We start from the raw sequence: 21,678 nt of genomic DNA, 5'->3' as shown, positions 1-21,678 counted from the left end.
AGGGGGACAAGAATGTTTACAGAATTGCTCTTTATTGTCTCTTTTGTGTTACTTTTACGTTTGTTTAAAAGCATGCGCTCACGAATCTTTATAGGAGTCTTGTATAGTTTTCTGCTAGTCTGGTTTGTCCTTTCAGTTTTGAACTATGGCAAATATACTCTTCAGACAGGTTAATCCGTCAGGTTGAGAGTAAATCCCAGAACACAAGATTTGGAATACTATTCAATATTCATCTTGAAGAAAAATGATTCAAGTAGAATTAAATTAACTGGCTCTGGTGTTTGGAGTGAGAGAAATGGTGATGTTTATTATGGAGTAGAGGAGCAAAAAATTATAAAAAAACATGGTTTGGACGAGGAGGACGAAGAACTTCCAAACAACCAACCAGATATTTATTTAGAAAAAGATGGAGTAGTTGTGAGTTATCAAGGTGAAAAAGTGTTTGATGCTACCAATAACAAGGCCTACACGATTACCATTACCAATGTGGACAAGAAACCAGCCCAATTTGAAGCTCAGGTGGTGGATAAGTAAGCAAGATGAGTAGGATGCAATCTTTTAAATGTTGTATCTTTAAAAAGGGCTATATTATTTTAAACAAGCAAAAAAGCCTTGATTCCAAGGCTTTTTCCTGTTGACAATTCCTTTTAATGAAGATTGAGAATCGTTTTTAGGGTCCTATATACAAAAAGAGAACGGTAAATGTTCTCTCTCCGACTACTATCGTTATAAGATAAATTAACTTTTAGTCTTATTTATCTTCTTTATGAAGCATGTTTTTAACACCTTCGATAGCGCCTTCTACAGCGTCTTTGGCATCTTCGGCAACTTCTTTTACTTTAGAAACAACTTTTTCAGCTGCTCCTTCTTTTTCCATTTTTTCATCACCGATGGCTTTCCCAACACCTTCTTTGATAGATCCTTTGGCTTGATTAAGTTTTTCTTCTACTGACATGATTAATTCTCCTATAAATTAGATTATTTTACGCGAGAGCTTTCGTGAGCTACTACACCAGTTGCTGCACTTTTAACGTTTTCGAAACCTTCGCCAACTTTTTCTTGGACAGTTGCAACACCGCTACCAAGACCAGATTTTACTTTTTCAAATTGTTCTGAAGCGAATTCTCCAGTTGATCCAGCAACATCAGATACTCGGTCTTGAAGGCTTACAGAATCAGCTTCGTGTTGTTCTTTAGTTTTGATGTCGACAACGTTTACGTTGATTTCAACAACTTCCAAGTCAGTCATTTTAGCAACTTCTGAAGATACGATTTCTCTGATTTCTGAATATAGAGCTGGAACATTTTTTTGGTACTCAACAATAACGTTTAAGTCAACTGCAACTTGTGTTTTACCAACTTCTACGTTAACACCACTTGTTACGTCATCGCTGTTAACGATTTTTTCTTTAAGATTTGAGAAGAAACCACCATCAATTCCCAAAAGACCTGAAACGTTTTCTAGTGAAAGACCAATAATTTTTTGGATAACTTTATCTTCGTAAGTAAGTTCTCCTTTGATTTCGTGAGCTACAGCAGTAGCATCTTTCTTTTCTACGTTAGTGTTAGTGTTAATGTTAATGTTTTTTTCGTTTGACATATGAAACTCCTTTAATTAAATTAGTATTTTTTATTTTTTTATTTATCTATATAGTTTTTTTCGATATATAATCCAGCTGCAACTCCCAGTGCTCCTAAAATCAATACAAATATTGTTTTGAAGAAGCCAAAGGAGATAATCAAACAAGCGAGAAATACGCCTATGAGACCAGCGATAATTGGATATCGATATTGTTTAAGCCATTCCATTTTTTACTTCCTTACTTCACACGACTAACAGTCTTTTTGTTTTGAGGTTTTGGTTTAGGCTGGTAGTCTTTTACTAGAACTTCTAGTTTAACCTGACGCTCAATACCAAAAAACTGCTTTAATCCATTAGCTATTTCATGTTGAATTAGTTGGCATCTGTCAGCGATGTTGTCCGAAGGAAGAATTTTACCTTCTACATGAACGAAACATTTATTTTTTCGTAAATTTACATGAACAGTTGGGTTCTTGATCAATCCATGATCACTTACCAAACTTCTAACAAAACCTTCGATTGCAGAATTCTTTAATTTTAATGTATCATTTTTAGTTTCAAGTTGAATTTCCAAATAACGTTTAGGATAAAACAACACAACTAACATCGATAACAAAACTAAAGTTGATAGAGCCACTATCCCCCAGAATATATATCTAGAGAGATAGAATTCAACGAAATGATTCTGTCTCCAGCTAAATAGCTGAATGCCTAAATCACTAACTTGATGATAATCTATCAAAACAGGAAGGAAAATTGTCAAGATTAAAATACAGAAAATAATGAAACATATTTTCTTTGCTTTTGACATATACAATCCTTTCGATTTAACATTTAAACTATTTTTCTCGTCATTGATTTAAAAATAGTTTGCTAACTTTACTGGCGAAAAGTTTACTTTCTACCTGTAAAGAATGATACTACAGTAACAACAATTGCTGCTCCTGCAATAGATGGGATCAAAGCCATTCCAGCGATGGATGGGCCCCAACTACCTAAAAGGGATTGTCCTACAGATGACCCGACTAAACCAGCGAATACATTTGCGACGATTCCCATAGAACTACCTTTTTTAGTGATTCTACCTGCTACAAGTCCAATAAGACCTCCAGCAATGATTGACCACAATATTGCTTACCCTCCTTTTTTATTTTAATATCAAAAAATCAATTCCTTTGATTATTGCTATTATACAATTTTAATATAAAATAATTAATTATTTTGATTATTATATAATTTTAATATAAAAAAATCAAATTCTTTGATTGTTGCTATTATATAATTTTTAAAATTAAAAGTATAATCTTTCGATTTGAATTTGATTCTGTATTCACGCCCTCAATAGACGGTAAAATAAGAAAATTGTTTATATATTGCTCCTGTAGTGTTATTATACGAAATAAAGGATCGTAGTAAAAGTCGTTATAGCATGTTATACCTATTCTTTGTGGTATAATTGCAAGAGGTTTAATCCGATAATTTATAAAGAGAGAAAGACATTCATGAGAGATTTATTATCTAAAAAAAGTCATAGGCAATTAGAATTATTAGAACTATTATTTGAACATAAACGATGGTTTCATCGTTCTGAACTAGCAGAGTTACTAAATTGTACAGAACGTGCAGTCAAAGATGATCTATCCCATGTTAAATCTGCTTTTCCGGACTTGATTTTTCATTCTTCTACTAATGGTATACGCATTATTAATACCGATGATAGTGATATTGAAATGGTTTACCATCATTTCTTTAAGCATTCAACTCATTTTTCGATTTTAGAATTTATCTTCTTTAATGAAGGTTGTCAAGCTGAGAGTATTTGTAAAGAATTTTATATCAGTTCATCTTCGCTCTATCGTATTATTAGCCAAATCAATAAAGTGATTAAAAGGCAATTTCAATTTGAAATCAGTCTGACCCCTGTTCAAATCATTGGAAATGAGAGAGACATTCGTTACTTTTTTGCACAATATTTTTCAGAAAAATATTATTTCCTAGAATGGCCATTTGAAAATTTTTCATCAGAGCCACTATCTCAATTGTTAGAATTGGTTTATAAGGAAACAAGCTTTCCAATGAATTTGTCAACTCATAGAATGCTAAAGTTGCTCCTGATGACCAATCTATATCGAATAAAGTTTGGTCATTTTATGGAAGTAGAGAAAGACTCTTTTCACGATCAAAGTTTGGATTTTTTAATGCAGGCAGAAGGAATAGAAGGTGTTGCTAAGAATTTTGAATCAGAATACAGTATCTCTTTAGATGAAGAAGTTGTTTGCCAATTATTTGTGTCTTACTTTCAAAAAATGTTTTTCATAGATGAAAGTCTCTTTATGAAATGCGTAAAAAAGGATAGCTATGTTGAAAAATCTTACCATCTATTGAGTGATTTTATTGATCAGATTTCAGTCAAGTATCAGATTGAGATTGAGAATAAGGATAATCTGATTTGGCATCTGCATAATACCGCACATCTGTATCGTCAAGAGTTGTCCACTGAGTTTATTTTATTTGATCAAAAAGGGAATACAATCAGGAATTTTCAAAATATTTTTCCTAAATTTGTTTCAGATGTAAAAAAAGAGCTTTCTCATTATTTAGAGACTCTGGAGCTTTGTTCTAGTTCAATGATGGTAAATCATCTATCTTATACCTTCATCACACATACTAAACATTTGGTGCTTAATTTACTACAAAATCAGCCAAAGCTGAAGGTTCTGGTTATGAGCAATTTTGATCAGTATCATGCCAAATCCGTTGCAGAGACACTTTCTTATTACTGTAGCAATAATTTTGAACTTGAAGTTTGGACTGAATTAGAATTATCAAAGGAATCTTTAGAAGAATCGCCTTATGATATCATCATTTCTAATTTTATTATTCCTCCGATTGAGAATAAGAGACTCATCTATTCAAATAATATAAACACGGTCTCACTCATATCTTTGTTAAATGCCATGATGTTTATTCGACTAGATTAGTGAGTGAAAGAAGACTCCATCCATCTCTAGGGTAGATTTCCTATAGATAGGTGGAGTCTTTTTGAATATTAAAAAATTTCAGATCTATCATTAGCAGAGTTACTAGTTCCATTCATTTGTATGCTAGTCAATGACGAAGAGGTCCTCATTACTTGTAACCTCAATGAGATAGTAGGCTAGGCCTGGCAATCCTTGCTGACGTTTGGTTAGACCTTTTACGGACCACTTATTTATTGGCAAGTGATGTATTGATTTTTAGTTGTAATATATGACATTGTGTTTTCCTTTTTATTTCTTAAAGCTGAGGACTGTTTTTCCACGTGAGCGACCATTAGCGACCTTGTCTAAGGCGCTATTTACCTCTTCAAATGGATAAACTGTATCGATAGAGGGTTTGATTTCTAATTTACTAAAGAGGTCAGCTACCTCTTGTAATTGAGCGCCATTGCTTTCTACAAAGATAAAATGGTAGTAAACGCCGTATTTGTCAGCCATCTTATCAAATTTGAGACCTGCTAAGCCAAGAATCATCTGTTTCCATTTTGGTAGATTCATGCGTTTGGCAAAGGCACCGTTTGGCATGGCACGAAGGGACACAAGATGACCACCTTTTTTCATGATAGACATTTGTTTCTCAGTTTCAGTCCCACCAAGGGTATCGAGGACATAATCAACCTGGCTAACAGTTTTTGTGTAATCCTCTGTTTTGTAATCGATAAATCTATCTGCTCCTAGTTTCAAGACACGCTCAGCGCTATCTCCAGAACCGTTGGTAATGATCTTCAAACCTTTGGCCTTGGCAATCGGAATGGCCATTCCACCGACACCACCAGTCCCACCAGAAATAAAGATCGTTTTCCCAGCTTGAGCGCCCATGAAGTCAAGAGCCTGCATGATAGTCAAGGCAGTAAGAGGAACAGCAGCAGCTTCCTCGTCTGATAGATAGTCTGGAACCTTGGCTAAGGCTTGACTATCAACAGCTACGTATTCTGCAAAGGCGCCGATATGATCAAGTGGCAGACGGCCAAAGACACGGTCTCCTACCTGAAAGTTGTTAACTTTCTTGCTAATGCTTTCAACGATTCCAACCACTTCGTTACCTGCAGTTTGAGGAAGTTTGTAAGGAACAATCATCTTAACCTCACCACGAGAGATCATGTTATCGAGAGGATTAACCCCAGCTGCGGTGACTTTGACCAAGACTTGTTTGTCTGTAATAATTGGTGTGGCGATTTCAGTGATGTTCAGTGTGATATTCTTTTTGTTATAAGTAGTATGTTGTGCGGCTTTCATGTGATTTCTCTTTTCTTTTTTAATACGACTAAACATACTTGTATCTAATACAAGTATATGTTGTTTCCAGTAAAAACTGACTTGCTATCAAATCAGTTTCGGACTTGTTTGGCTTGTTTATATAGATTGTCAATGACATCTTTTAAAGTTTGATTTGCTAATTCCTTCTCTAATTGGGATTCAGCACTAGCGAAAAGCGGTGAAACTGCTCCTTGGATATGTTTTCCAACGGGACAATCGGGATTACTATTTTGATGAACAGGAAATAAACTGATATGTTTGATTTCTTGAGTAGCATAGTAGATCTCTAGTAATGTCATTTTCTTTGGAGATTTACTGAGTTGATAGCCTGTTTTTCCTTGCTGGGAACTAATCAAACCTGTATTTTTCAATAAGGCAATCACCTTTCGAATGTAACTAGCGTTAGTCCCAACACTAATAGCTAGTGCTTGAGAACTTAAGATTTCCTTGCTTTCACTAATCATTGTTAAGATATGTAAAGCAACTGAGAATTTTGTATCCATCTGAACTCCTTTTTAGTAAACATGTATCAGATACAAGAACAAGTATAACATAAATTAAAAGAAAAGCAAGACTTTTGTTTTAAATTTTAAAAATTTTTTTGAAGAATGCCATCAGATTAGAAAGATTTGGAAGGGGTGTTCATAAAATGATTACATTCCTATCCATTGGTTGACCAAAAGTAGAACAGATAAACAAAAAAGCCTTGGGACTCAAGGCTTTTCCTGTTGTATTTAGATACCCCCTACAGGGCTCGAACCTGTGACCCATAGATTAAGAGTCTACTGCTCTACCAACTGAGCTAAGGAGGCAAATAAAAAGCTGTATTGGTGCCGAAACTTCACGGTTTGTATTGAACCCGCGCAATTAAGCAGGTGGGCAACTCGCTCTAACTGAAGCTGTTTCCGTGTGAGACGGCCTACATGCTGTTAGAAGACTTTTGTTTCCCTAAAAATACAAAAAATAGTCGGTCAACACTTAAGTGTGAAGTCGTACACCACAGCGTTTCTATGTTTATATGATACCACTTTTTTAAAAAAAATCAAGAGGAAAATTTAACTTTTTGAAAAGGATTTCATTTTTCACGCAAACGATCAATCGTTTCTTTTCTTTGTGCCAAGGCTCGTTCATATTTACCTGTATCTTCTGCTGTAAAATAGCGATGATTTTGGATTTTTTCGGGCAAATAGTTTTGCTTAACCCAATTTCCAGGATAGTTGTGTGGATAGAGATAGTCTTGGGCATTTCCCAGTTCCTTGCTTCCACTGTAATGACCATCTCGTAAATGTCGTGGAATTGGTAAGTGACCAGAAGTTTTGAGATCCGAAATCGCCTTGTCCATAGCCATATAGGCTGAGTTGGATTTTGGAGAAAGGGCCAAATCAATGACGACATTGGCAATGAGAATGCGGGCTTCTGGAAAACCAATCTTTTGAGCAGCATCCAGAGCAGTCACGGTATGGATCTGGGCTTCAGGGTTGGCTAATCCGATATCTTCATAAGCAATAACGGTCAAACGACGGGCGAGACTAGGCAAATCACCAGCCTCAATCAAACGAGCAGCGTAGTGGAGACTGGCATCGACATCCGAGCCACGGATGGACTTTTGCAGGGCTGAGAGAACATCATAGTGCCCATCTCCATCCTTGTCCATGGTAATGTAGCTCCGTTGCAGGCTATTTTCCATGATGTCTAGAGTGATATGGCGGATGCCTTTGTCATTCTCAGGGGTAGAAAGAACTGCCAAATCCAGTGAGTTGAAGGCAGAGCGCAGGTCTCCGTTTGTAGAGGTAGCAATGAAATCCAGCGCATCCTCATCTAGTTCTACTGGAAAATCAAAACCACGCTCAGGATTACTTAGAGCTATCTGAAGGGCTTCTTTGACGTCTTGGTTAGACAGAGGTTCCAACTCAAAAATTTGAACACGGCTACGAATGGCAGGAGTGACAGAAAAGAAAGGATTTTCAGTCGTAGCCCCAATCATGATGATCAGACCACTTTCCAAGAGAGGCAAGAGGAAGTCTTGCTTGGTTTTATCTAGTCTATGAATCTCGTCTAGTAATAGGACGAGACCACCAGAGAATTTAGCCTCTTCCGCAATTTCTTGCAGTCGCTTTTTACTATCAACTGTTGCATTGAAAGTTCGAAAGGCATACTTGCTCGTCCCTGCGATGGCTGAGGCAATACTGGTCTTACCGATTCCTGGAGGTCCATAGAGAATCATGGATGACAGGCGGTTGGCTTCCACCATGCGACGAATGATTTTTCCAGGTCCTACCAGATGCTCCTGACCGATGACTTGATCGATGGTTTTAGGGCGCATGCGAAGCGCGAGATTGTCTGGCATAGCAGTCCTTTCTAACGTGGATTTTCTGATGTATATGTGGTAAGATGGTAGTATCTATTTTAGCATAATTCCGAGCAATCGGGGCGATTAAAGAGTCGCATAGAAAGAGGACAAAATGGCAACATACGGATTTTTAGATGTTTTAGAGGAAGAGTTGGAGAAGAACTTTCCTTTTGACTTTGAGATTAGTTGGGACAAGCGCAACCACGCGGTTGAAGTGAGTTTTCTATTGGAAGCGCAAAATGCTGCAGGTGTGGAGATGGTGGACGAGGACGGAGAGGTGTCATCAGATGATATCCTCTTTGAGGAAGCAGTGCTTTTCTACAATCCTGCCAAGTCAACCGTCAATGCAGAAGACTATTTGACTGTTATTCCTTACCTGCCTAAAAAAGGATTTTCTCGCGAATTTTTAGCTTATTTTGCGCTATTCCTTAAAGATACTGCAGAGGTTGGACTAGATGCTCTTATGGACTTTTTGGAAGACCCAGAAGCAGAAGAATTTGTCATGGAATGGAACCAAGAAGTCTTTGAAGAAGGAAAAGAAGGCTTGGAAGAGGGAGAGTTCTATCCTTATCCGAGATACTAGGAGTTTGACATGGAAATAGAGATTTCTGATTTCACAGGCTGTAAGATTGCTTTGTTTTGTGGGGATAAGCTTCTGACTATCTTACGCGATGATAAGGCAAGCATTCCCTGGCCCAATATGTGGGAACTGCCAGGTGGTGGACGCGAAGGAGACGAAAGTCCTTTTGAGTGCGTGGCGCGTGAAGTTTATGAAGAACTGGGAATTCATCTGACTGAGGCTTGTCTGCTTTGGAGTAAGGTTTATCCAAGCATGCTTTTTACAGATAAACAGTCCGTTTTTCTAGTTGGTCAGTTGACACAGGACCAGTTTGACAATATCATCTTTGGAGACGAGGGACAGGGCTATCAGCTCATGAATGTTGAGGAATTTCTTAGCTCCAGTCAAGTTGTACCTCAGTTGTAAGAGAGATTAAAAGATTATTTAAAAGTAAGTGATTAGAAAGGATGGTTCGGTTAAATTTCTAAACTGAACCCGCCCTAAACACTGTGCCAAAAAGATAAACTTCTATTAGACACAAGCATCTTAAGAGAAGTTCCTATTTTTGCTTTGTGTTTTACGGGCTTGGTATCTTAAATATGGAAACATGGCAAGAGTTAAAAGTTACAGTCAAGCGCGAGGGAGAGGAGTTAGTCTCTAACCTCCTGATTGAGCTAGGAGCGCAAGGTGTTGCGATCGAAGACAGTATGGACTATTTGGGAAATGTTGACCGCTTCGGCGAGATTTTCCCAGAGGTTGAGCAGCAAGAAGAAATCGTTGTGACAGCCTATTACCCTGAAACGGTGGATGTGGCAGAGGTTGAGGCGGACTTGCAGGCTCGCATATCAGAATTGAAAGATTTTATGGATTTGGGAGAGGTCAAAATGGGGACGACTGCCTTGGCTGAGGAAGACTGGGCAGACAACTGGAAGAAATATTATGAACCAGCTCGTATTACTCATGATTTGACCATCGTGCCGTCTTGGACAGACTATGAGGCGACTGCTGGAGAAAAGATTATCAAGCTGGATCCTGGTATGGCCTTTGGAACAGGAACCCACCCAACTACCAAGATGAGCCTTTTTGCCTTGGAGCAGGTCCTTCGTGGTGGCGAAACGGTGCTGGATGTGGGGACTGGTTCAGGGGTTCTCTCTATTGCCAGCTCGCTGCTTGGTGCTAAGGAAATCTTTGCCTACGACCTGGATGATGTGGCAGTTCGGGTTGCTCAGGAAAATATTGAGCTCAACTCTGGCATGGAAAACATCCACGTAGCAGCAGGAGATTTGCTTAAGGGTGTTGAGATTGAGGCAGATGTGATTGTAGCTAATATCTTGGCGGATATCCTGATTCATCTGACGGATGATGCTTATCGCTTGGTTAAGGACGAAGGCTACCTCATCATGAGTGGGATTATCAAGGATAAGTGGGATATGGTGCGTGAGTCGGCTGAGTCAGCTGGATTTTTCCTTGAAACCCATATGGTTCAAGGGGAATGGAATGCCTGTGTCTTTAAGAAAACCAAGGATATTTCCGGTGTGATTGGAGGCTAGCATGCAGCAGTATTTTGTCAAGGGGAGTGCAGTCTCTCCTGTCACCATTAAGGACAAGGAAACCAGCAAGCACATGTTTCAGGTAATGCGCCTGAAAGAAGATGATGAGGTTACTTTGGTCTTTGATGATGGCATTAAACGTTTGGCGCGCGTCTTGGATGTTGAAAATCGTCAGTTTGAGTTGATTGAAGAGTTAGCTGACAATGTGGAACTACCAGTACAAGTGACCATTGCATCTGGATTTCCCAAGGGGGACAAGCTGGAGTTCATCACGCAAAAAGTGACGGAACTAGGCGCCAGTCAAATCTGGTCCTTTCCCGCAGACTGGTCCGTTGCTAAGTGGGATGGCAAGAAATTGGGTAAAAAGGTTGAAAAACTAGAAAAAATCGCCCTTGGAGCAGCAGAACAAAGCAAGCGTAATATCGTTCCAAGTATTCAGCTTTTTGAAAGAAAAGCAGACTTTCTAGCCCAACTTGACCAGTTTGACTCGATCGTAGTGGCTTATGAAGAGTCTGCCAAAGAAGGAGAAGTCGCTGCGCTCTTACAAGCAGTAGCTGGTCTTGAAGAGGGAAAAAAATTGCTCTTTATCTTTGGTCCAGAAGGTGGTCTGTCACCTGCAGAAATCGAAAGTTTTGAAGCTAAGGGAGCAGTCTTGGCAGGACTTGGTCCTCGTATTTTGCGAGCAGAAACAGCACCGCTTTACGCTTTATCAGCCCTTAGTGTTTTATTAGAATTAGAGAAATGAGAGGAAGAAAATGGAACAAAAACACCGTTCAGAATTTCCAGAGAAGGAACTTTGGGATTTAACAGCCCTATACCAAGACCGTGAGGATTTCTTACGTGCAATCGAGAAGGCTCGTGAAGACATCAACCAGTTTAGCCGTGACTACAAGGGCAATCTTCATACTTTTGAGGATTTTGAAAAGGCCTTTGCAGAATTGGAACAAATCTACATTCAGATGAGCCATATTGGTAACTATGGTTTTATGCCTCAGACGACAGATTATAGCAATGACGAATTTGCTAACATTGCCCAAGCTGGGATGGAATTCGAAACAGATGCCAGTGTAGCCTTGACCTTCTTTGACGATGCTTTGGTGGAAGCTGATGAGGAAGTCTTAGACCGTTTGGGTAAATTGCCACATTTAACAGCTGCCATTCGTCAGGCAAAAATCAAAAAAGCCCACTATCTAGGGGCTGATGTGGAGAAGGCCTTGACAAATCTCGGTGAAGTTTTCTACAGTCCGCAGGATATTTACACTAAGATGCGAGCTGGGGATTTTGAAATGGCCGACTTTGAAGTCAATGGCAAGACCTACAAAAACAGCTTTGTGACTTATGAGAATTTCTACCAAAATCATGAGGATGCTGAGATTCGTGAAAAATCTTTCCGTTCCTTCTCAGAAGGCCTTCGTAAGCACCAAAATACGGCTGCAGCAGCCTATCTAGCCCAGGTTAAGTCTGAAAAACTATTGGCAGATATGAAGGGCTACGACTCTGTCTTTGACTATCTTTTGGCTGAGCAGGAAGTGGACCGTGCTATGTTTGATCGTCAGATTGACCTGATCATGAAGGATTTTGCGCCAGTTGCTCAGAGATACCTCAAGCATGTTGCCAAGGTAAATGGTCTTGAAAAGATGACCTTTGCTGATTGGAAGTTGGACTTGGATAGTGCCCTGAATCCTGAAGTGACTATTGAGGATGCCTATGACTTGGTCATGAAGTCGGTAAAACCTTTGGGGAAAGAATATTGTCAAGAAGTTGCTCGCTATCAAGAAGAGCGCTGGGTTGACTTTGCTGCTAATAGTGGCAAGGATTCTGGTGGTTATGCGGCGGATCCATATCGCGTGCACCCTTACGTCCTCATGAGCTGGACAGGGCGTTTGAGCGATGTCTATACCTTGATTCATGAAATCGGGCATTCTGGTCAATTTATCTTTTCAGATAATCACCAAAGCTATTTCAACGCCCACATGTCTACCTACTATGTCGAAGCACCGTCAACTTTCAATGAATTGCTCCTCAGTGACTACTTGGAGCACCAGTCTGACGACCCTCGTCAAAAACGTTTCTCCCTTGCTCACCGTTTGACAGATACTTACTTCCATAACTTTATTACTCACCTTTTGGAAGCAGCCTTCCAGCGCAAGGTTTATACACTGATTGAAGAAGGAGAAACCTTTGGAGCAAGCAAGCTTAACAGTATTATGAAAGAAGTCTTGACAGATTTCTGGGGAGATGCTATTGAAATTGACGAAGATGCAGCTCTGACTTGGATGCGCCAAGCTCATTATTACATGGGCTTATATAGTTACACTTACTCAGCAGGACTTGTCATCTCGACCGCAGGTTACCTCCATCTTAAAAACTCTGAAACTGGAGCTGAAGACTGGCTCAATCTCCTCAAGTCAGGTGGTAGCAAGACACCACTTGAGTCAGCCATGATTATCGGTGCTGACATTTCAACAGACAAACCACTCCGTGATACCATCCAGTTCTTGTCAGACACGGTTGACCAGATTATCGCCTACAGTGCCCAGTTGGGAGAGTAAATTAAAAGAGTCTGGGACAAAAGTCTAACCTTAAATATAAAAAGCGAACAAAACGAGTTATCTGATACTCAGAATTCTGTCTTGTTCGCTTTTTTATCTAGTCTATTGCTTTAAAAAATTTATAATAAAGAATTCCTAAAATCAAAATTTTTTGTCCTGGTCTCTTAAATTATCCCCAAAAGCTATCTTCTTCAGCTTGATCTGAAGAGAAGAGCCAAACTTCTTTGATTTTTCCGTCTTCAATACGGAAGAGGTCAATCCCGTTCATATTGAGTTCAGTACCATCAGCACGTGTTCCAAGAAAAGTAACATTGGCTGCGAATAAATCCTTATTGTCAGAAACCCAATTTGTTATCACCTTAAAAGTTCCATTAGTTTTCTCAGCAAATGTAGCCAGGTGAGTTCCTAGCTTGTCCTTACCAACAACTGTACCAGATATACTATGAGTACCAGGTTGATGCCAGACAATATCGTCTGCCATCGTTTCAAAGACACCAGGAAAGTCACCAGCAATTAAAGCTTGGTTATAAGCATTGAAAATTTCTAAGTTTGTTGACATATCTATTCTCCATTTCTTTTTTATGATATAATTGTAACAGTTACAAACAAAAAAACAAGTAGACACTTTTTTGATATCTAGTATCAAAAGTAGTACTTTTATTGATACTAAAAGATAAATTTTTTTAAAAAAATAGAAAGAAGATATTTTATGACAAATAAAGTGAGTGAGTATGGTATTTGTCCATTTGCGACAACGCAGAGGGTTTTAACGGGGAAATGGGCACTGGTAATCATTTATCAGTTGAGTACGGGTACCAAACGATTTAAAGAATTGCAGAGATTATTGCCTGGGATTACTCAAACTATTTTGACTCGTCATCTCCGTCAATTAGAAAAGGATAAGATTGTTCAACGAAAGGTCTATGCCGAAGTTCCACCACGAGTTGAGTACAGCTTAACCGAAATGGGGCAGGAATTCAGAGTTGTTTTAGATGCTGTCGAGAAATGGGGTCTAGATTATATCAAGTTGCTAGAAATGTAGAGGTATTGACCATGTATCAAAAGTTACTTAGAAAAATAGCAGAAGAAAAACCAAGTTATCATGAGGAAGAAATCCAATGGTTGCTTGATCATTTGGGAGATTCTTCTCCAGAAATTCGAGATAGCCTTGTTTTTACAAGCTTTGCTAGAGGGATTCAGGAAGAGCTATTTACACAGGAACAATTTTATTTCATTGCTGAGGTGGTATCAGCTGATGGAGGACTAGATAAAGAGATTGATAAGGTAGGTTTGTCAACACTTGAGCGTTCTTTTAGGGCGCTTATTTATGCAAATCTCTTGTCTGCAGATGCCAACAAGCAATCGATTTTTTATCAGGAATTAAATGCAGGAATTCGTAATGTCCTTTTAAATCAAGGTTTGTATTATCTTTCAAAAGAAAAGGATACAACGGGTTTTTCAAATCAGTATGGTTGGGTTCATGCTTTTGCACATGGAGCCGATTTACTGACAGAGGTGGTTTGTCATCCAGACTTTCCTAAAACCAGAGTTCATGAAGTATTTGATATACTTGGCCAACTATTTAAAAGAATTTCGATTCGCTTTACAGATGATGAGGATTGGCGTTTAGCAAGAGTGATCTATGAACCTATTTTACAAGGGAAGTTGGAGCAAGAGCAAGTAGCTTCTTGGATAAAAGCTGTTGACTTTCCGATAGAAGAAAGGGAAGATTTTTATAAATTTTCCAACTTCAGATCCTGTCTGTTGGAAGTCTATGTCCAACTTGACCAGAGAAATAGTTTACAAGATGACTTGAAAGAAGCTATTCAATCTTTTCAATACTAGGGATAAGCTAATATTACTTATTGAAAGAGTTTCTATTGTACCCTCCTAACTAATAATGAAAACTAATAAAAGAGGTTGAATCATTTTCCAACCTCTTTTTGTCTATCTTAATGGAATTGCATACCACCATCTACGATAATGGTTTGTCCTGTAATGTAGTTTGAATCTGGTCCTGCAAGGAAGCTGACGGCAGCAGCCACATCTTCTGGTTCAGATAGACGTTTTAGAGTAATATCTTTTGCAAATGTCTGCATACCCCATTCGTCATCTTTTCCTGCATTTTTACCAACTTCATGAGCGATATCGTACATCATTGGTGTTTTCACAATACCTGGTGCGTAGGCGTTAACAGTGATGCCTGAGTCTGCTAAATCACGTGCTAATGTTTGCGTGATTCCGCGAACAGCAAATTTTGTTCCACCATAAACAGTTAGATTTGGATTGCCCACTACACCGGCTTGAGAGGTTGCGTTGATAATTTTACCTCCGTGGCCAAGTGCTTTAAATTGCGCTTGTGCAGCTTGTGAACCCCAAATGACACCACCAACGTTGATACCGAAAGTGCGTGTAAATTGTTCCTCAGTAATTGTATCAAGAGGAGTAGTTGGAGCAACACCGGCGTTATTTACGACAACATTCAAATCACCAAAATGGTCAACAACTTTTTGAAATGCTTGTGCAACTTCTGCCTGTTTCGAAACATCGGCCACGACAGCAAAGGCATTTTCAGCTGATAATTCGGAAACAGCTTTTTCAGCTGTTTCGGGATTGTAGTCTAAGACTCCTACCTTAAAGCCATCTTGAACCAATCGTTTTGCGATTGCAAAACCGATTCCTTGACCTGCACCTGTGACAATAGCAACTTTAGACATATGATTCCTCCTTGGTATCCACGATACCATTCAAACGTTCATAAAAGAACAGCAAAGTTGTAAAAATTAGTTCAAATTAGGGAATAAATAACTTATTAGAACTATATTAACATTATATACCTTTAGAAAAAATGTTTCAAATAAACACTACCGTTTTTATAGAATTTTATCCTGAAAATTTCCAGTCTATTTTCTTGAAACCCTTTCCCTCTTTTGATAGACTAGTATCTAGTTTTTGAAAAAAGGAGAAAGAAAATGAAAAAATTTGTTGCTGAGTTAATCGGTACGTTCATGCTTGTGTTCGTTGGGACAGGAGCTGTTGTTTTTGGAAATGGTCTTGATGGCCTTGGTCACCTTGGAATTGCCTTTGCCTTCGGTTTGGCAATCGTGGTTGCAGCTTTCTCAATCGGAACTGTTTCAGGGGCTCACTTGAACCCAGCTGTTTCGATCGCTATGTTTGTAAACAAACGCTTGTCATCAAAAGACCTTGTCAACTACATCCTTGGACAAGTTGTTGGAGCCTTCATCGCTTCTGGCGCGGTATTCTTCCTCTTGGCTAACTCAGGTATGTCAACTGCTAGTCTTGGTGAAAATGCCTTGGCAAACGGTGTCACTGTCTTTGGTGGTTTCTTGTTTGAAGTAATCGCAACTTTCTTGTTTGTCTTGGTTATCATGACTGTGACATCAGCAAGCAAGGGCAATGGCGCGATTGCTGGTTTGGTAATCGGTTTGTCATTGATGGCGATGATTCTTGTGGGATTGAACATTACTGGGCTTTCAGTAAATCCAGCCCGTAGCTTGGCACCAGCTGTTTTGGTAGGTGGCGCAGCTCTTCAACAAGTTTGGATTTTCATCCTTGCGCCAATCGTTGGTGGGGTTCTTGCAGCCCTTGTTGCAAAAAACTTCCTTGGAACAGAAGAATAATTGAAACTCAAAAAGCCTTGCTCCTCATTTTGAGGAACAGGGCTTTTTCGTATGATACTCTTCGAAAATCTCTTCAAACCACGTCAGCTTCCATCCACAACCTCAAAACAGTGTTTTGAGCTGACTTCGTCAGTTCTATCTACAATCTCAAAGCAGTGCTTTGAGCAACTTGCGGCTAGTTTGCTCTTTGATTTTCATTGAGTTTGAGTTTAACGGTTGTCAATTTTCTCTGGATAGAGATCGTGTTGGAAGAGGCGTTGTTCTGCCAAGCCTTCATATTTAGTTCCTGGCTTACCGTAGTTGTAGTAGGGGTCAATTGAGATACCACCGCGCGGAGTGAATTTTCCCCAAACCTCCAAATAGCGAGGGTCTAGCAAGTTGACCAAGTCTTTCCCGATGGTGTTGATACAGTTTTCGTGGAAATCTCCGTGGTTTCGGTAGCTAAAGAGGTAGAGTTTGAGGGATTTTGACTCGACACAAAGCTTGTCAGGAATGTAGGAAATATAAATCGTCGCAAAGTCTGGCTGAGCAGTGATTGGGCAAAGTGAGGTAAACTCAGGACAGTTAAATTTGATAAAATAGTCATTTTCCACATGACGATTGTCAAAGGATTCGAGGACTTCTGGTTGATACTCGAAAATGTAGTTGGTTTCTTTGTTGCCAAGGAGGCTGAGGTTTTTCATTTCTTCTTGTTGTGACATGATTTTTCCTTTCTAATCTTAAACACCACGTTGATTATCGTAGAGGAGGGTATGCAGTTGAGGAAGGACGCGGACATTGCCCCAGCTATCGTCAGAAGCGACACGTTCCCAGAGTTCTTTGAGGCGGTCCAGTTGGTCTTGGACAATATTGCCTCTAGCCTTGGGCTCAGGATTTCCTGCAGATAAGAAAAGAACATCTGGTTGGTAGCGTTCTTGAATTCCTTTGGCAAAAGCCAAATCAGTATCATCAAAGACAGGGATTTTAAAGGTGACCTTATCTGGATCCAGTTGGGAAACGATAAAGTCCAAGGTCTCAAAGTTGACTTCCATCTTGGATGAAGGAGGTTTGGGACTCAGAGTGACCTGGTCGATGTCTTTTAACCAATTTTGCCAGCGGGAGCCTTGGGTCTCAACAGCTAGAGTGACACCACGTTCCTTGAGTTTGGTTACTAGCTCAGCCATGTTGGCTGCTTGGATAGCAGGATTTCCCCCAGATAGGGTTACATAGTCGTAGCTCCCTAATTTATCCAAGGCAGCAATGACCTCGTCAGCTGTCATGCGAGTTGGTTTTTCAGAGCCATCCCATGTAAAGGCAGAATCGCACCAGTCGCAGTGGTAGTCGCAACCTGCAGTGCGGACAAACATGGTTTTCTGCCCAATGGCACGACCTTCGCCTTGAAAGGTTGGGCCAAAAATTTCCAAAACTGGTAGTTTGAGGACACGTTCCCTAGTCATCTAACCACTCCCGTCTAAACTCCGCAAAGGCAGTCGGAGTCTCATAGAGGCGAACGTATTCCAAACGGAGCCCACGTTCGTCTGGCAACTCTTGACTCATGGTTTGGAAAATCCAGTAAACCATATTTTCAGCAGTCGTGTTCATATAGGGAAGAGTTTCATTGAGATAGCGATGATCCAAGTAGGGTTCTAAGTAGTTCTTGTAGATCGCTTTGATATCTCCGAAATCGTAGGTCATGCCACGTTCATCTAAAAAACCACTGACAGCAATCTGCAGATGATAGGTATGGCCGTGCAGGGACTTGCATTTTCCCTCATAGTGAAAGAGGTGGTGGGCAGCATCGAAGGTAAACTCTTTTGATACCAAGGTTCTGTGAGGATTGTAGACAAGAGCCTCCCCAGTTTCCTGTTTGATTTCTTTGGGTGCAAAAAACATTAGGCCTCTCCTTTCTGTGAGAGATAAACATCTAGACCATGTTGTCGTAGGTGGCAGGCTGGGCAATCTCCACATCCACTTCCGATAATCCCGTTGTAGCAGGTTAAGGTCTTTTCACGAACATAGTCAAAGGCACCGAGTTGGTCAGCTAACTCCCAAGTTTCAGCTTTGTCTAGCCACATGAGAGGTGTTTGGATAACGAAGTCGTAATCCATGGCAAGGTTGAGGGTAACATTAAGGGATTTGACAAAGACATCTCTACAATCGGGATAGCCTGAGAAGTCTGTCTCGCAGACACCTGTCACGATATCTTTAATACCTCTTTGCTTAGCAAGAACTGCCGCAAAGGATAGAAAGAGGTGATTGCGACCGTCAACAAAGGTATTGGGAACCTCCCCCTCTTTTTGCTCGATCTCAAGATCAGAGGTTAGGGCATTTTCAGTGATTTGTCCCAGCAGAGACATATCTAGGATATGATGACGAATTCCCTGTTCCTTAGCGATTTCTCTAGCAATTTGAATTTCGAGATGATGGCGTTGACCGTAGGCAAAGGTAACGGCTTCGACCGTTTCATAGTGTTCTTTAGCCCAAAAGAGGCAGGTTGTAGAATCTTGACCGCCACTAAAGACGACCAAGGCTGATTGACGTTTCATAGTACTCCTTCCAAAATGGGAAATGTTCAGAGCACGCAAAAAGCTCCCTTGAGGGAGCTAAAAAATACCAAGTAGAGGTTTTTTTTAGCGATGGCATGTCCCAAACATCGTAATATTCTACCTACAGTCTAGCATATTTTTTGAAAAATGGCAAAGGGCAAGAAAAAAGAGACCAAAGAAAGTACTTGGTCTCTAATGTGATTAGCTTAATTCAGCAACGATGGCCTTGATTTGTTCTGCAGTATGAACACCTGCAACTTGTTTGACCACTTGGCCGTCTTTTTTGAAGAGAAGAGTTGGGATAGACATAATTCCAAAGGCACGAGCTGTGTTTGGATTTTCATCCACGTCCATTTTAACGATTTTCAAAACATCTTCTGAAAGTTCTTCAGACAATTTATCCAAGATTGGACCTTGCATACGACATGGACCACACCAAGTTGCCCAGAAGTCTACCAAGACCAAACCGTCTTTTGTTTCTTGTTCAAATGTTGCATCTGTAATTGCTTTTGCCATTGTTTTTCTCCTTTTTTAGTTATATTGGCTTAAATCTTGTTTCATGAGATAGAAGAAGACGTCTCCATAAGTCCCATGATAGTCCAAATCATGACCGTTGTAAGTTAATTTTTGGACAGGGTAGTAGTCTGCGACGCCGATGAGGCAAGCTTGTTGTGAACGATCAAAGTCTTCATAAGATTCGAAAGTTACAGTTCTTTCATTCTTGCTGGCATCTAGATAGGTAATTTCAATCATGTTTAAAACTCCTTTGTTTAATGATGACTTTATTTTACTCCTTGTAGAAGAGAATGTCAAGAAAAATGATTGCGCACGCAACTTTTTTTCAAAATCATCTTAAATCAAGAAATTCAAACCAGTTTCCAATCTTTCTTCGACAGCCTTTTGTAGTGTGGCCAGTGTCGTTTGCCCATCACTTGTCAGGCAGATAAAGCTAGAGCGTCTATCTTGATCACAACACCTGCGACTAAGCAGACCGCAATTTTTAGCTTCCAAGCGAGCCACCATCCGAGAAACAGCGCTCGGGCTCAGATGAAGTTTATCTGGCAGATCAATCTGGCGTAGAGATTTTTCTTGAGCCAAGTCCAGATAGTAGAGCAGGTAAAACTCTTTTAAGGTCAGACTTTGTTCACTCTGCTGGGCAACAGTCTCTTCCAAGAGACTTTCGATTTCTTTCTGACGACGATTGAAGTCAAACCATTTTTCCAAGTAGGTCATAGTATCTCCTTTCTTTTTAGAGTTGTAAATAGAAGAATGTCCATTCACAGACAGTCTCTGCATCATAAGATGATTGCGCATGCAATAATTATACTACTTTTCAAGAAAGCTGGCAAGAAAGACGCTGGCATCTTTTATCCTAATTCATGCCTGTTTTCACAGGTCAAGAATTGTTTGTATCCCCTTTCCTTTCTAATTTTCATCATCTCTTGTGTGTTTCCTTGAAATTTTCTGAAAAAAGAGTAAACTGGTATGCAAGAAGTCTATTTCGTGGAGTTTAGGATGAAATTATATGTTCAATTAATGATTCTCTTTGTGATTTCTCTAATCGGAGAGGGGATTTCCAGTTTCTTTTATTTGCCCATCCCAGGCAGTATTATTGGCTTGATCATTCTCTTTCTCGCCCTGCAATTCAAGTGGTTGAGAACTAGGCATGTCAACATGGTGGGTAATTTCTTGCTGGCCAATATGACCATTCTCTTTTTGCCACCAGCAGTGGGAATCATGGAGAAGTTTGATGTGATTGCTCCCTATCTTTTGCCCATTGTTTTGATTATCTTTTTTGCAGCAGTCATCAATATTATCCTCATAGCCTTGGTAGTTCAGTTTATCAAACGACGGTTTGAGGGAGATTATGAGAAAGGAGATGCCAAATGAGTGAATTTGTTTCCAATCCCCTGTTTGGGCTTGCCCTGTCTATCTTAGCCTACCTAGTGGGAATGCTGATTTACAGACGTTTTCCTCATCCATTGACAACGCCCTTGCTTTTGTCAGCTGTTTTCATTATCATCTTTCTAAAAGTGACGGGTATTTCTTACCAAGATTACTACCAGGGTGGGGTTTATCTGAACAACCTGATTGTCCCGTCGACCGTGGCTCTTGGGATTCCGCTTTATAAGAGTTTTCACTTGATGAAGCACCATGCACGGAGTATTCTTTTTGGAAGTCTGTTAGCGGTAGTGGTCAATACCTCTTTCACGGCCCTTGTAGCTAAGATTTTTGGAATGGACTTTTTTCTAGCCATTTCTCTCTTTCCTAAGTCAGTAACAACCGCCATGGCAGTGGGAATCACAGAAAAATTGCAAGGTCTGACCACTGTGACCTTGGTAGTTGTAGTGGCAACTGGGATTTTAACCAGTGTCATCGGCCCAACCCTTTTGAAGTGGTTGAAAATAGATGATCCAGTAGCTGTTGGGCTTGCCCTTGGAGGAACAGGTCACGCAGTTGGAACGGGAACAGCCTTTCGATACGGCTCTGTAGCAGGAGCCATGGGTGGCTTAGCAATCGGTGTCACCGGTATTCTCTATGTCTTTGTCAGCCCCATCGTAGCCAGTTTGATATTGAGTTAATACTCTTCGAAAATCAAATTCAAACCGTGTCAACGTCGCCTTG

General features: G+C 39.9%; 28 protein-coding genes, 1 tRNA gene and 1 pseudogene. 12 read left to right on the top strand and 18 right to left on the bottom strand.

Annotation, left to right across the window (positions count from 1 at the left end; genetic code table 11):
• The first annotated feature begins 12 nt into the window (after nt 1-12).
• Nucleotides 13-534: pseudogene (locus HMPREF1117_RS09435) on the top strand (hypothetical protein).
• 217 nt (nt 535-751) lie between these two features.
• On the opposite strand, the gene HMPREF1117_RS09430 reads toward HMPREF1117_RS09435, so the two are convergent.
• From HMPREF1117_RS09430 to HMPREF1117_RS09410, 5 genes are all read right to left on the bottom strand, one after another.
• Complete coding sequence (locus HMPREF1117_RS09430; RefSeq protein ID WP_000109951.1) at nt 752-955, bottom strand: CsbD family protein; 204 nt, start codon at nt 953-955, stop codon at nt 752-754.
• A 23-nt stretch (nt 956-978) separates the two neighbouring features.
• Nucleotides 979-1,599, bottom strand: coding sequence for an Asp23/Gls24 family envelope stress response protein (locus tag HMPREF1117_RS09425; RefSeq protein WP_000064107.1), 621 nt, complete (start codon nt 1,597-1,599; stop codon nt 979-981).
• A gap of 38 nt (nt 1,600-1,637) precedes the next feature.
• Nucleotides 1,638-1,808, bottom strand: coding sequence for a DUF2273 domain-containing protein (locus HMPREF1117_RS09420; RefSeq protein ID WP_000455064.1), 171 nt, complete (start codon nt 1,806-1,808; stop codon nt 1,638-1,640).
• An 11-nt stretch (nt 1,809-1,819) separates the two neighbouring features.
• Nucleotides 1,820-2,392: an alkaline shock response membrane anchor protein AmaP gene (gene amaP, locus HMPREF1117_RS09415; RefSeq protein WP_000030218.1), complete on the bottom strand. Its 573-nt coding sequence runs from the start codon at nt 2,390-2,392 to the stop codon at nt 1,820-1,822.
• Nucleotides 2,393-2,475: 83 nt separating this feature from the next.
• Nucleotides 2,476-2,712, bottom strand: a complete 237-nt coding sequence (locus HMPREF1117_RS09410; RefSeq protein WP_025171608.1) for a GlsB/YeaQ/YmgE family stress response membrane protein — start codon at nt 2,710-2,712, stop codon at nt 2,476-2,478.
• A 371-nt stretch (nt 2,713-3,083) separates the two neighbouring features.
• Between HMPREF1117_RS09410 and mgaSpn the strand changes: the two genes are divergently transcribed.
• A complete protein-coding gene (gene mgaSpn, locus HMPREF1117_RS09405; RefSeq protein ID WP_001205270.1) occupies nt 3,084-4,562 on the top strand; it encodes a virulence factor transcriptional regulator MgaSpn in 1,479 nt (492 codons plus the stop codon).
• A 288-nt stretch (nt 4,563-4,850) separates the two neighbouring features.
• On the opposite strand, the gene HMPREF1117_RS09400 is transcribed toward mgaSpn, so the two are convergent.
• From HMPREF1117_RS09400 to HMPREF1117_RS09385, 4 genes are all read right to left on the bottom strand, one after another.
• On the bottom strand, nt 4,851-5,855 hold the full coding sequence (locus tag HMPREF1117_RS09400; protein ID WP_000642297.1) for an NADP-dependent oxidoreductase: 1,005 nt from the start codon (nt 5,853-5,855) through the stop codon (nt 4,851-4,853).
• 92 nt (nt 5,856-5,947) lie between these two features.
• Nucleotides 5,948-6,379: an Rrf2 family transcriptional regulator gene (locus HMPREF1117_RS09395; protein ID WP_000379850.1), complete on the bottom strand. Its 432-nt coding sequence runs from the start codon at nt 6,377-6,379 to the stop codon at nt 5,948-5,950.
• A gap of 236 nt (nt 6,380-6,615) precedes the next feature.
• Nucleotides 6,616-6,688 (bottom strand) — tRNA-Lys (locus HMPREF1117_RS09390).
• Nucleotides 6,689-6,951: 263 nt separating this feature from the next.
• Complete coding sequence (locus HMPREF1117_RS09385) at nt 6,952-8,223, bottom strand: replication-associated recombination protein A (RefSeq protein ID WP_001113186.1); 1,272 nt, start codon at nt 8,221-8,223, stop codon at nt 6,952-6,954.
• A gap of 115 nt (nt 8,224-8,338) precedes the next feature.
• On the opposite strand from HMPREF1117_RS09385, the gene HMPREF1117_RS09380 reads away from it, so the two are divergent.
• From HMPREF1117_RS09380 to pepF, 5 genes are all read left to right on the top strand, one after another.
• On the top strand, nt 8,339-8,809 hold the full coding sequence (locus tag HMPREF1117_RS09380; protein WP_000257120.1) for a DUF3013 family protein: 471 nt from the start codon (nt 8,339-8,341) through the stop codon (nt 8,807-8,809).
• A gap of 9 nt (nt 8,810-8,818) precedes the next feature.
• On the top strand, nt 8,819-9,211 hold the full coding sequence (locus tag HMPREF1117_RS09375; protein ID WP_000401992.1) for an NUDIX hydrolase: 393 nt from the start codon (nt 8,819-8,821) through the stop codon (nt 9,209-9,211).
• A 173-nt stretch (nt 9,212-9,384) separates the two neighbouring features.
• Nucleotides 9,385-10,335 (top strand): 50S ribosomal protein L11 methyltransferase, encoded by a 951-nt coding sequence (prmA, locus tag HMPREF1117_RS09370; RefSeq protein WP_007557333.1) that lies wholly within the window; start codon nt 9,385-9,387, stop codon nt 10,333-10,335.
• 1 nt (nt 10,336) lies between these two features.
• Nucleotides 10,337-11,080, top strand: coding sequence for a 16S rRNA (uracil(1498)-N(3))-methyltransferase (locus tag HMPREF1117_RS09365; RefSeq protein ID WP_001188230.1), 744 nt, complete (start codon nt 10,337-10,339; stop codon nt 11,078-11,080).
• A gap of 10 nt (nt 11,081-11,090) precedes the next feature.
• The gene (gene pepF, locus HMPREF1117_RS09360; protein ID WP_000435577.1) at nt 11,091-12,887 is read left to right on the top strand and encodes an oligoendopeptidase F; all 1,797 of its coding nucleotides are present in this window, start codon (nt 11,091-11,093) and stop codon (nt 12,885-12,887) included.
• Between the two features lie 169 nt (nt 12,888-13,056).
• Here pepF and HMPREF1117_RS09355 read toward each other — a convergent pair whose 3' ends face one another.
• Nucleotides 13,057-13,446, bottom strand: a complete 390-nt coding sequence (locus HMPREF1117_RS09355; protein WP_000106203.1) for a nuclear transport factor 2 family protein — start codon at nt 13,444-13,446, stop codon at nt 13,057-13,059.
• 150 nt (nt 13,447-13,596) lie between these two features.
• Between HMPREF1117_RS09355 and HMPREF1117_RS09350 the strand changes: the two genes are divergently transcribed.
• Together HMPREF1117_RS09350 and HMPREF1117_RS09345 are read left to right on the top strand one after the other, a co-directional pair.
• Complete coding sequence (locus HMPREF1117_RS09350) at nt 13,597-13,929, top strand: winged helix-turn-helix transcriptional regulator (protein ID WP_000182730.1); 333 nt, start codon at nt 13,597-13,599, stop codon at nt 13,927-13,929.
• A gap of 11 nt (nt 13,930-13,940) precedes the next feature.
• Nucleotides 13,941-14,732, top strand: coding sequence for a DUF2785 domain-containing protein (locus HMPREF1117_RS09345; protein ID WP_000284388.1), 792 nt, complete (start codon nt 13,941-13,943; stop codon nt 14,730-14,732).
• Nucleotides 14,733-14,839: 107 nt separating this feature from the next.
• Here HMPREF1117_RS09345 and HMPREF1117_RS09340 read toward each other — a convergent pair whose 3' ends face one another.
• Nucleotides 14,840-15,604, bottom strand: coding sequence for a (S)-acetoin forming diacetyl reductase (locus HMPREF1117_RS09340; protein ID WP_000048150.1), 765 nt, complete (start codon nt 15,602-15,604; stop codon nt 14,840-14,842).
• A 255-nt stretch (nt 15,605-15,859) separates the two neighbouring features.
• On the opposite strand from HMPREF1117_RS09340, the gene HMPREF1117_RS09335 reads away from it, so the two are divergent.
• Nucleotides 15,860-16,528 (top strand): MIP/aquaporin family protein, encoded by a 669-nt coding sequence (locus HMPREF1117_RS09335; RefSeq protein ID WP_000714840.1) that lies wholly within the window; start codon nt 15,860-15,862, stop codon nt 16,526-16,528.
• 209 nt (nt 16,529-16,737) lie between these two features.
• Here HMPREF1117_RS09335 and queF read toward each other — a convergent pair whose 3' ends face one another.
• From queF to HMPREF1117_RS09300, 7 genes are all read right to left on the bottom strand, one after another.
• Nucleotides 16,738-17,229: a preQ(1) synthase gene (queF, locus tag HMPREF1117_RS09330; RefSeq protein ID WP_000082587.1), complete on the bottom strand. Its 492-nt coding sequence runs from the start codon at nt 17,227-17,229 to the stop codon at nt 16,738-16,740.
• Between the two features lie 18 nt (nt 17,230-17,247).
• Nucleotides 17,248-17,964 carry a 7-carboxy-7-deazaguanine synthase QueE gene (gene queE, locus HMPREF1117_RS09325; RefSeq protein ID WP_000196470.1) on the bottom strand — a complete coding sequence of 239 codons (717 nt, stop codon included), beginning with the start codon at nt 17,962-17,964 and terminating at the stop codon, nt 17,248-17,250.
• Nucleotides 17,957-18,400 (bottom strand): 6-carboxytetrahydropterin synthase QueD, encoded by a 444-nt coding sequence (gene queD, locus HMPREF1117_RS09320; RefSeq protein WP_000464560.1) that lies wholly within the window; start codon nt 18,398-18,400, stop codon nt 17,957-17,959. Before queD ends, queE begins: the two co-directional genes overlap by 8 nt.
• Nucleotides 18,400-19,053: a 7-cyano-7-deazaguanine synthase QueC gene (gene queC / locus HMPREF1117_RS09315; RefSeq protein WP_000828757.1), complete on the bottom strand. Its 654-nt coding sequence runs from the start codon at nt 19,051-19,053 to the stop codon at nt 18,400-18,402. Before queC ends, queD begins: the two co-directional genes overlap by 1 nt.
• Nucleotides 19,054-19,254: 201 nt before the next feature.
• The gene (trxA, locus tag HMPREF1117_RS09310) at nt 19,255-19,569 is read right to left on the bottom strand and encodes a thioredoxin (protein ID WP_001029581.1); all 315 of its coding nucleotides are present in this window, start codon (nt 19,567-19,569) and stop codon (nt 19,255-19,257) included.
• Nucleotides 19,570-19,584: 15 nt separating this feature from the next.
• Nucleotides 19,585-19,806, bottom strand: a complete 222-nt coding sequence (locus HMPREF1117_RS09305) for a DUF4649 family protein (protein WP_000570256.1) — start codon at nt 19,804-19,806, stop codon at nt 19,585-19,587.
• A gap of 99 nt (nt 19,807-19,905) precedes the next feature.
• On the bottom strand, nt 19,906-20,286 hold the full coding sequence (locus HMPREF1117_RS09300; protein WP_000221638.1) for a MarR family winged helix-turn-helix transcriptional regulator: 381 nt from the start codon (nt 20,284-20,286) through the stop codon (nt 19,906-19,908).
• A 282-nt stretch (nt 20,287-20,568) separates the two neighbouring features.
• On the opposite strand from HMPREF1117_RS09300, the gene HMPREF1117_RS09295 reads away from it, so the two are divergent.
• Both HMPREF1117_RS09295 and HMPREF1117_RS09290 read left to right on the top strand, forming a co-directional pair.
• Entirely contained in the window at nt 20,569-20,943 is a 375-nt protein-coding gene (locus HMPREF1117_RS09295; protein ID WP_007557315.1) for a CidA/LrgA family protein, read from the top strand.
• On the top strand, nt 20,940-21,635 hold the full coding sequence (locus HMPREF1117_RS09290; RefSeq protein ID WP_001288951.1) for an LrgB family protein: 696 nt from the start codon (nt 20,940-20,942) through the stop codon (nt 21,633-21,635). Before HMPREF1117_RS09295 ends, HMPREF1117_RS09290 begins: the two co-directional genes overlap by 4 nt.
• Nucleotides 21,636-21,678: the final 43 nt, after the last annotated feature.

The organism is Streptococcus sp. SK643, assembly GCF_000259505.1.
Taxonomy (GTDB): domain Bacteria; phylum Bacillota; class Bacilli; order Lactobacillales; family Streptococcaceae; genus Streptococcus.
The sequence above is the reverse complement of the archived record's forward strand: the minus strand, read 5'-3'. Positions and strand labels throughout refer to the sequence as shown.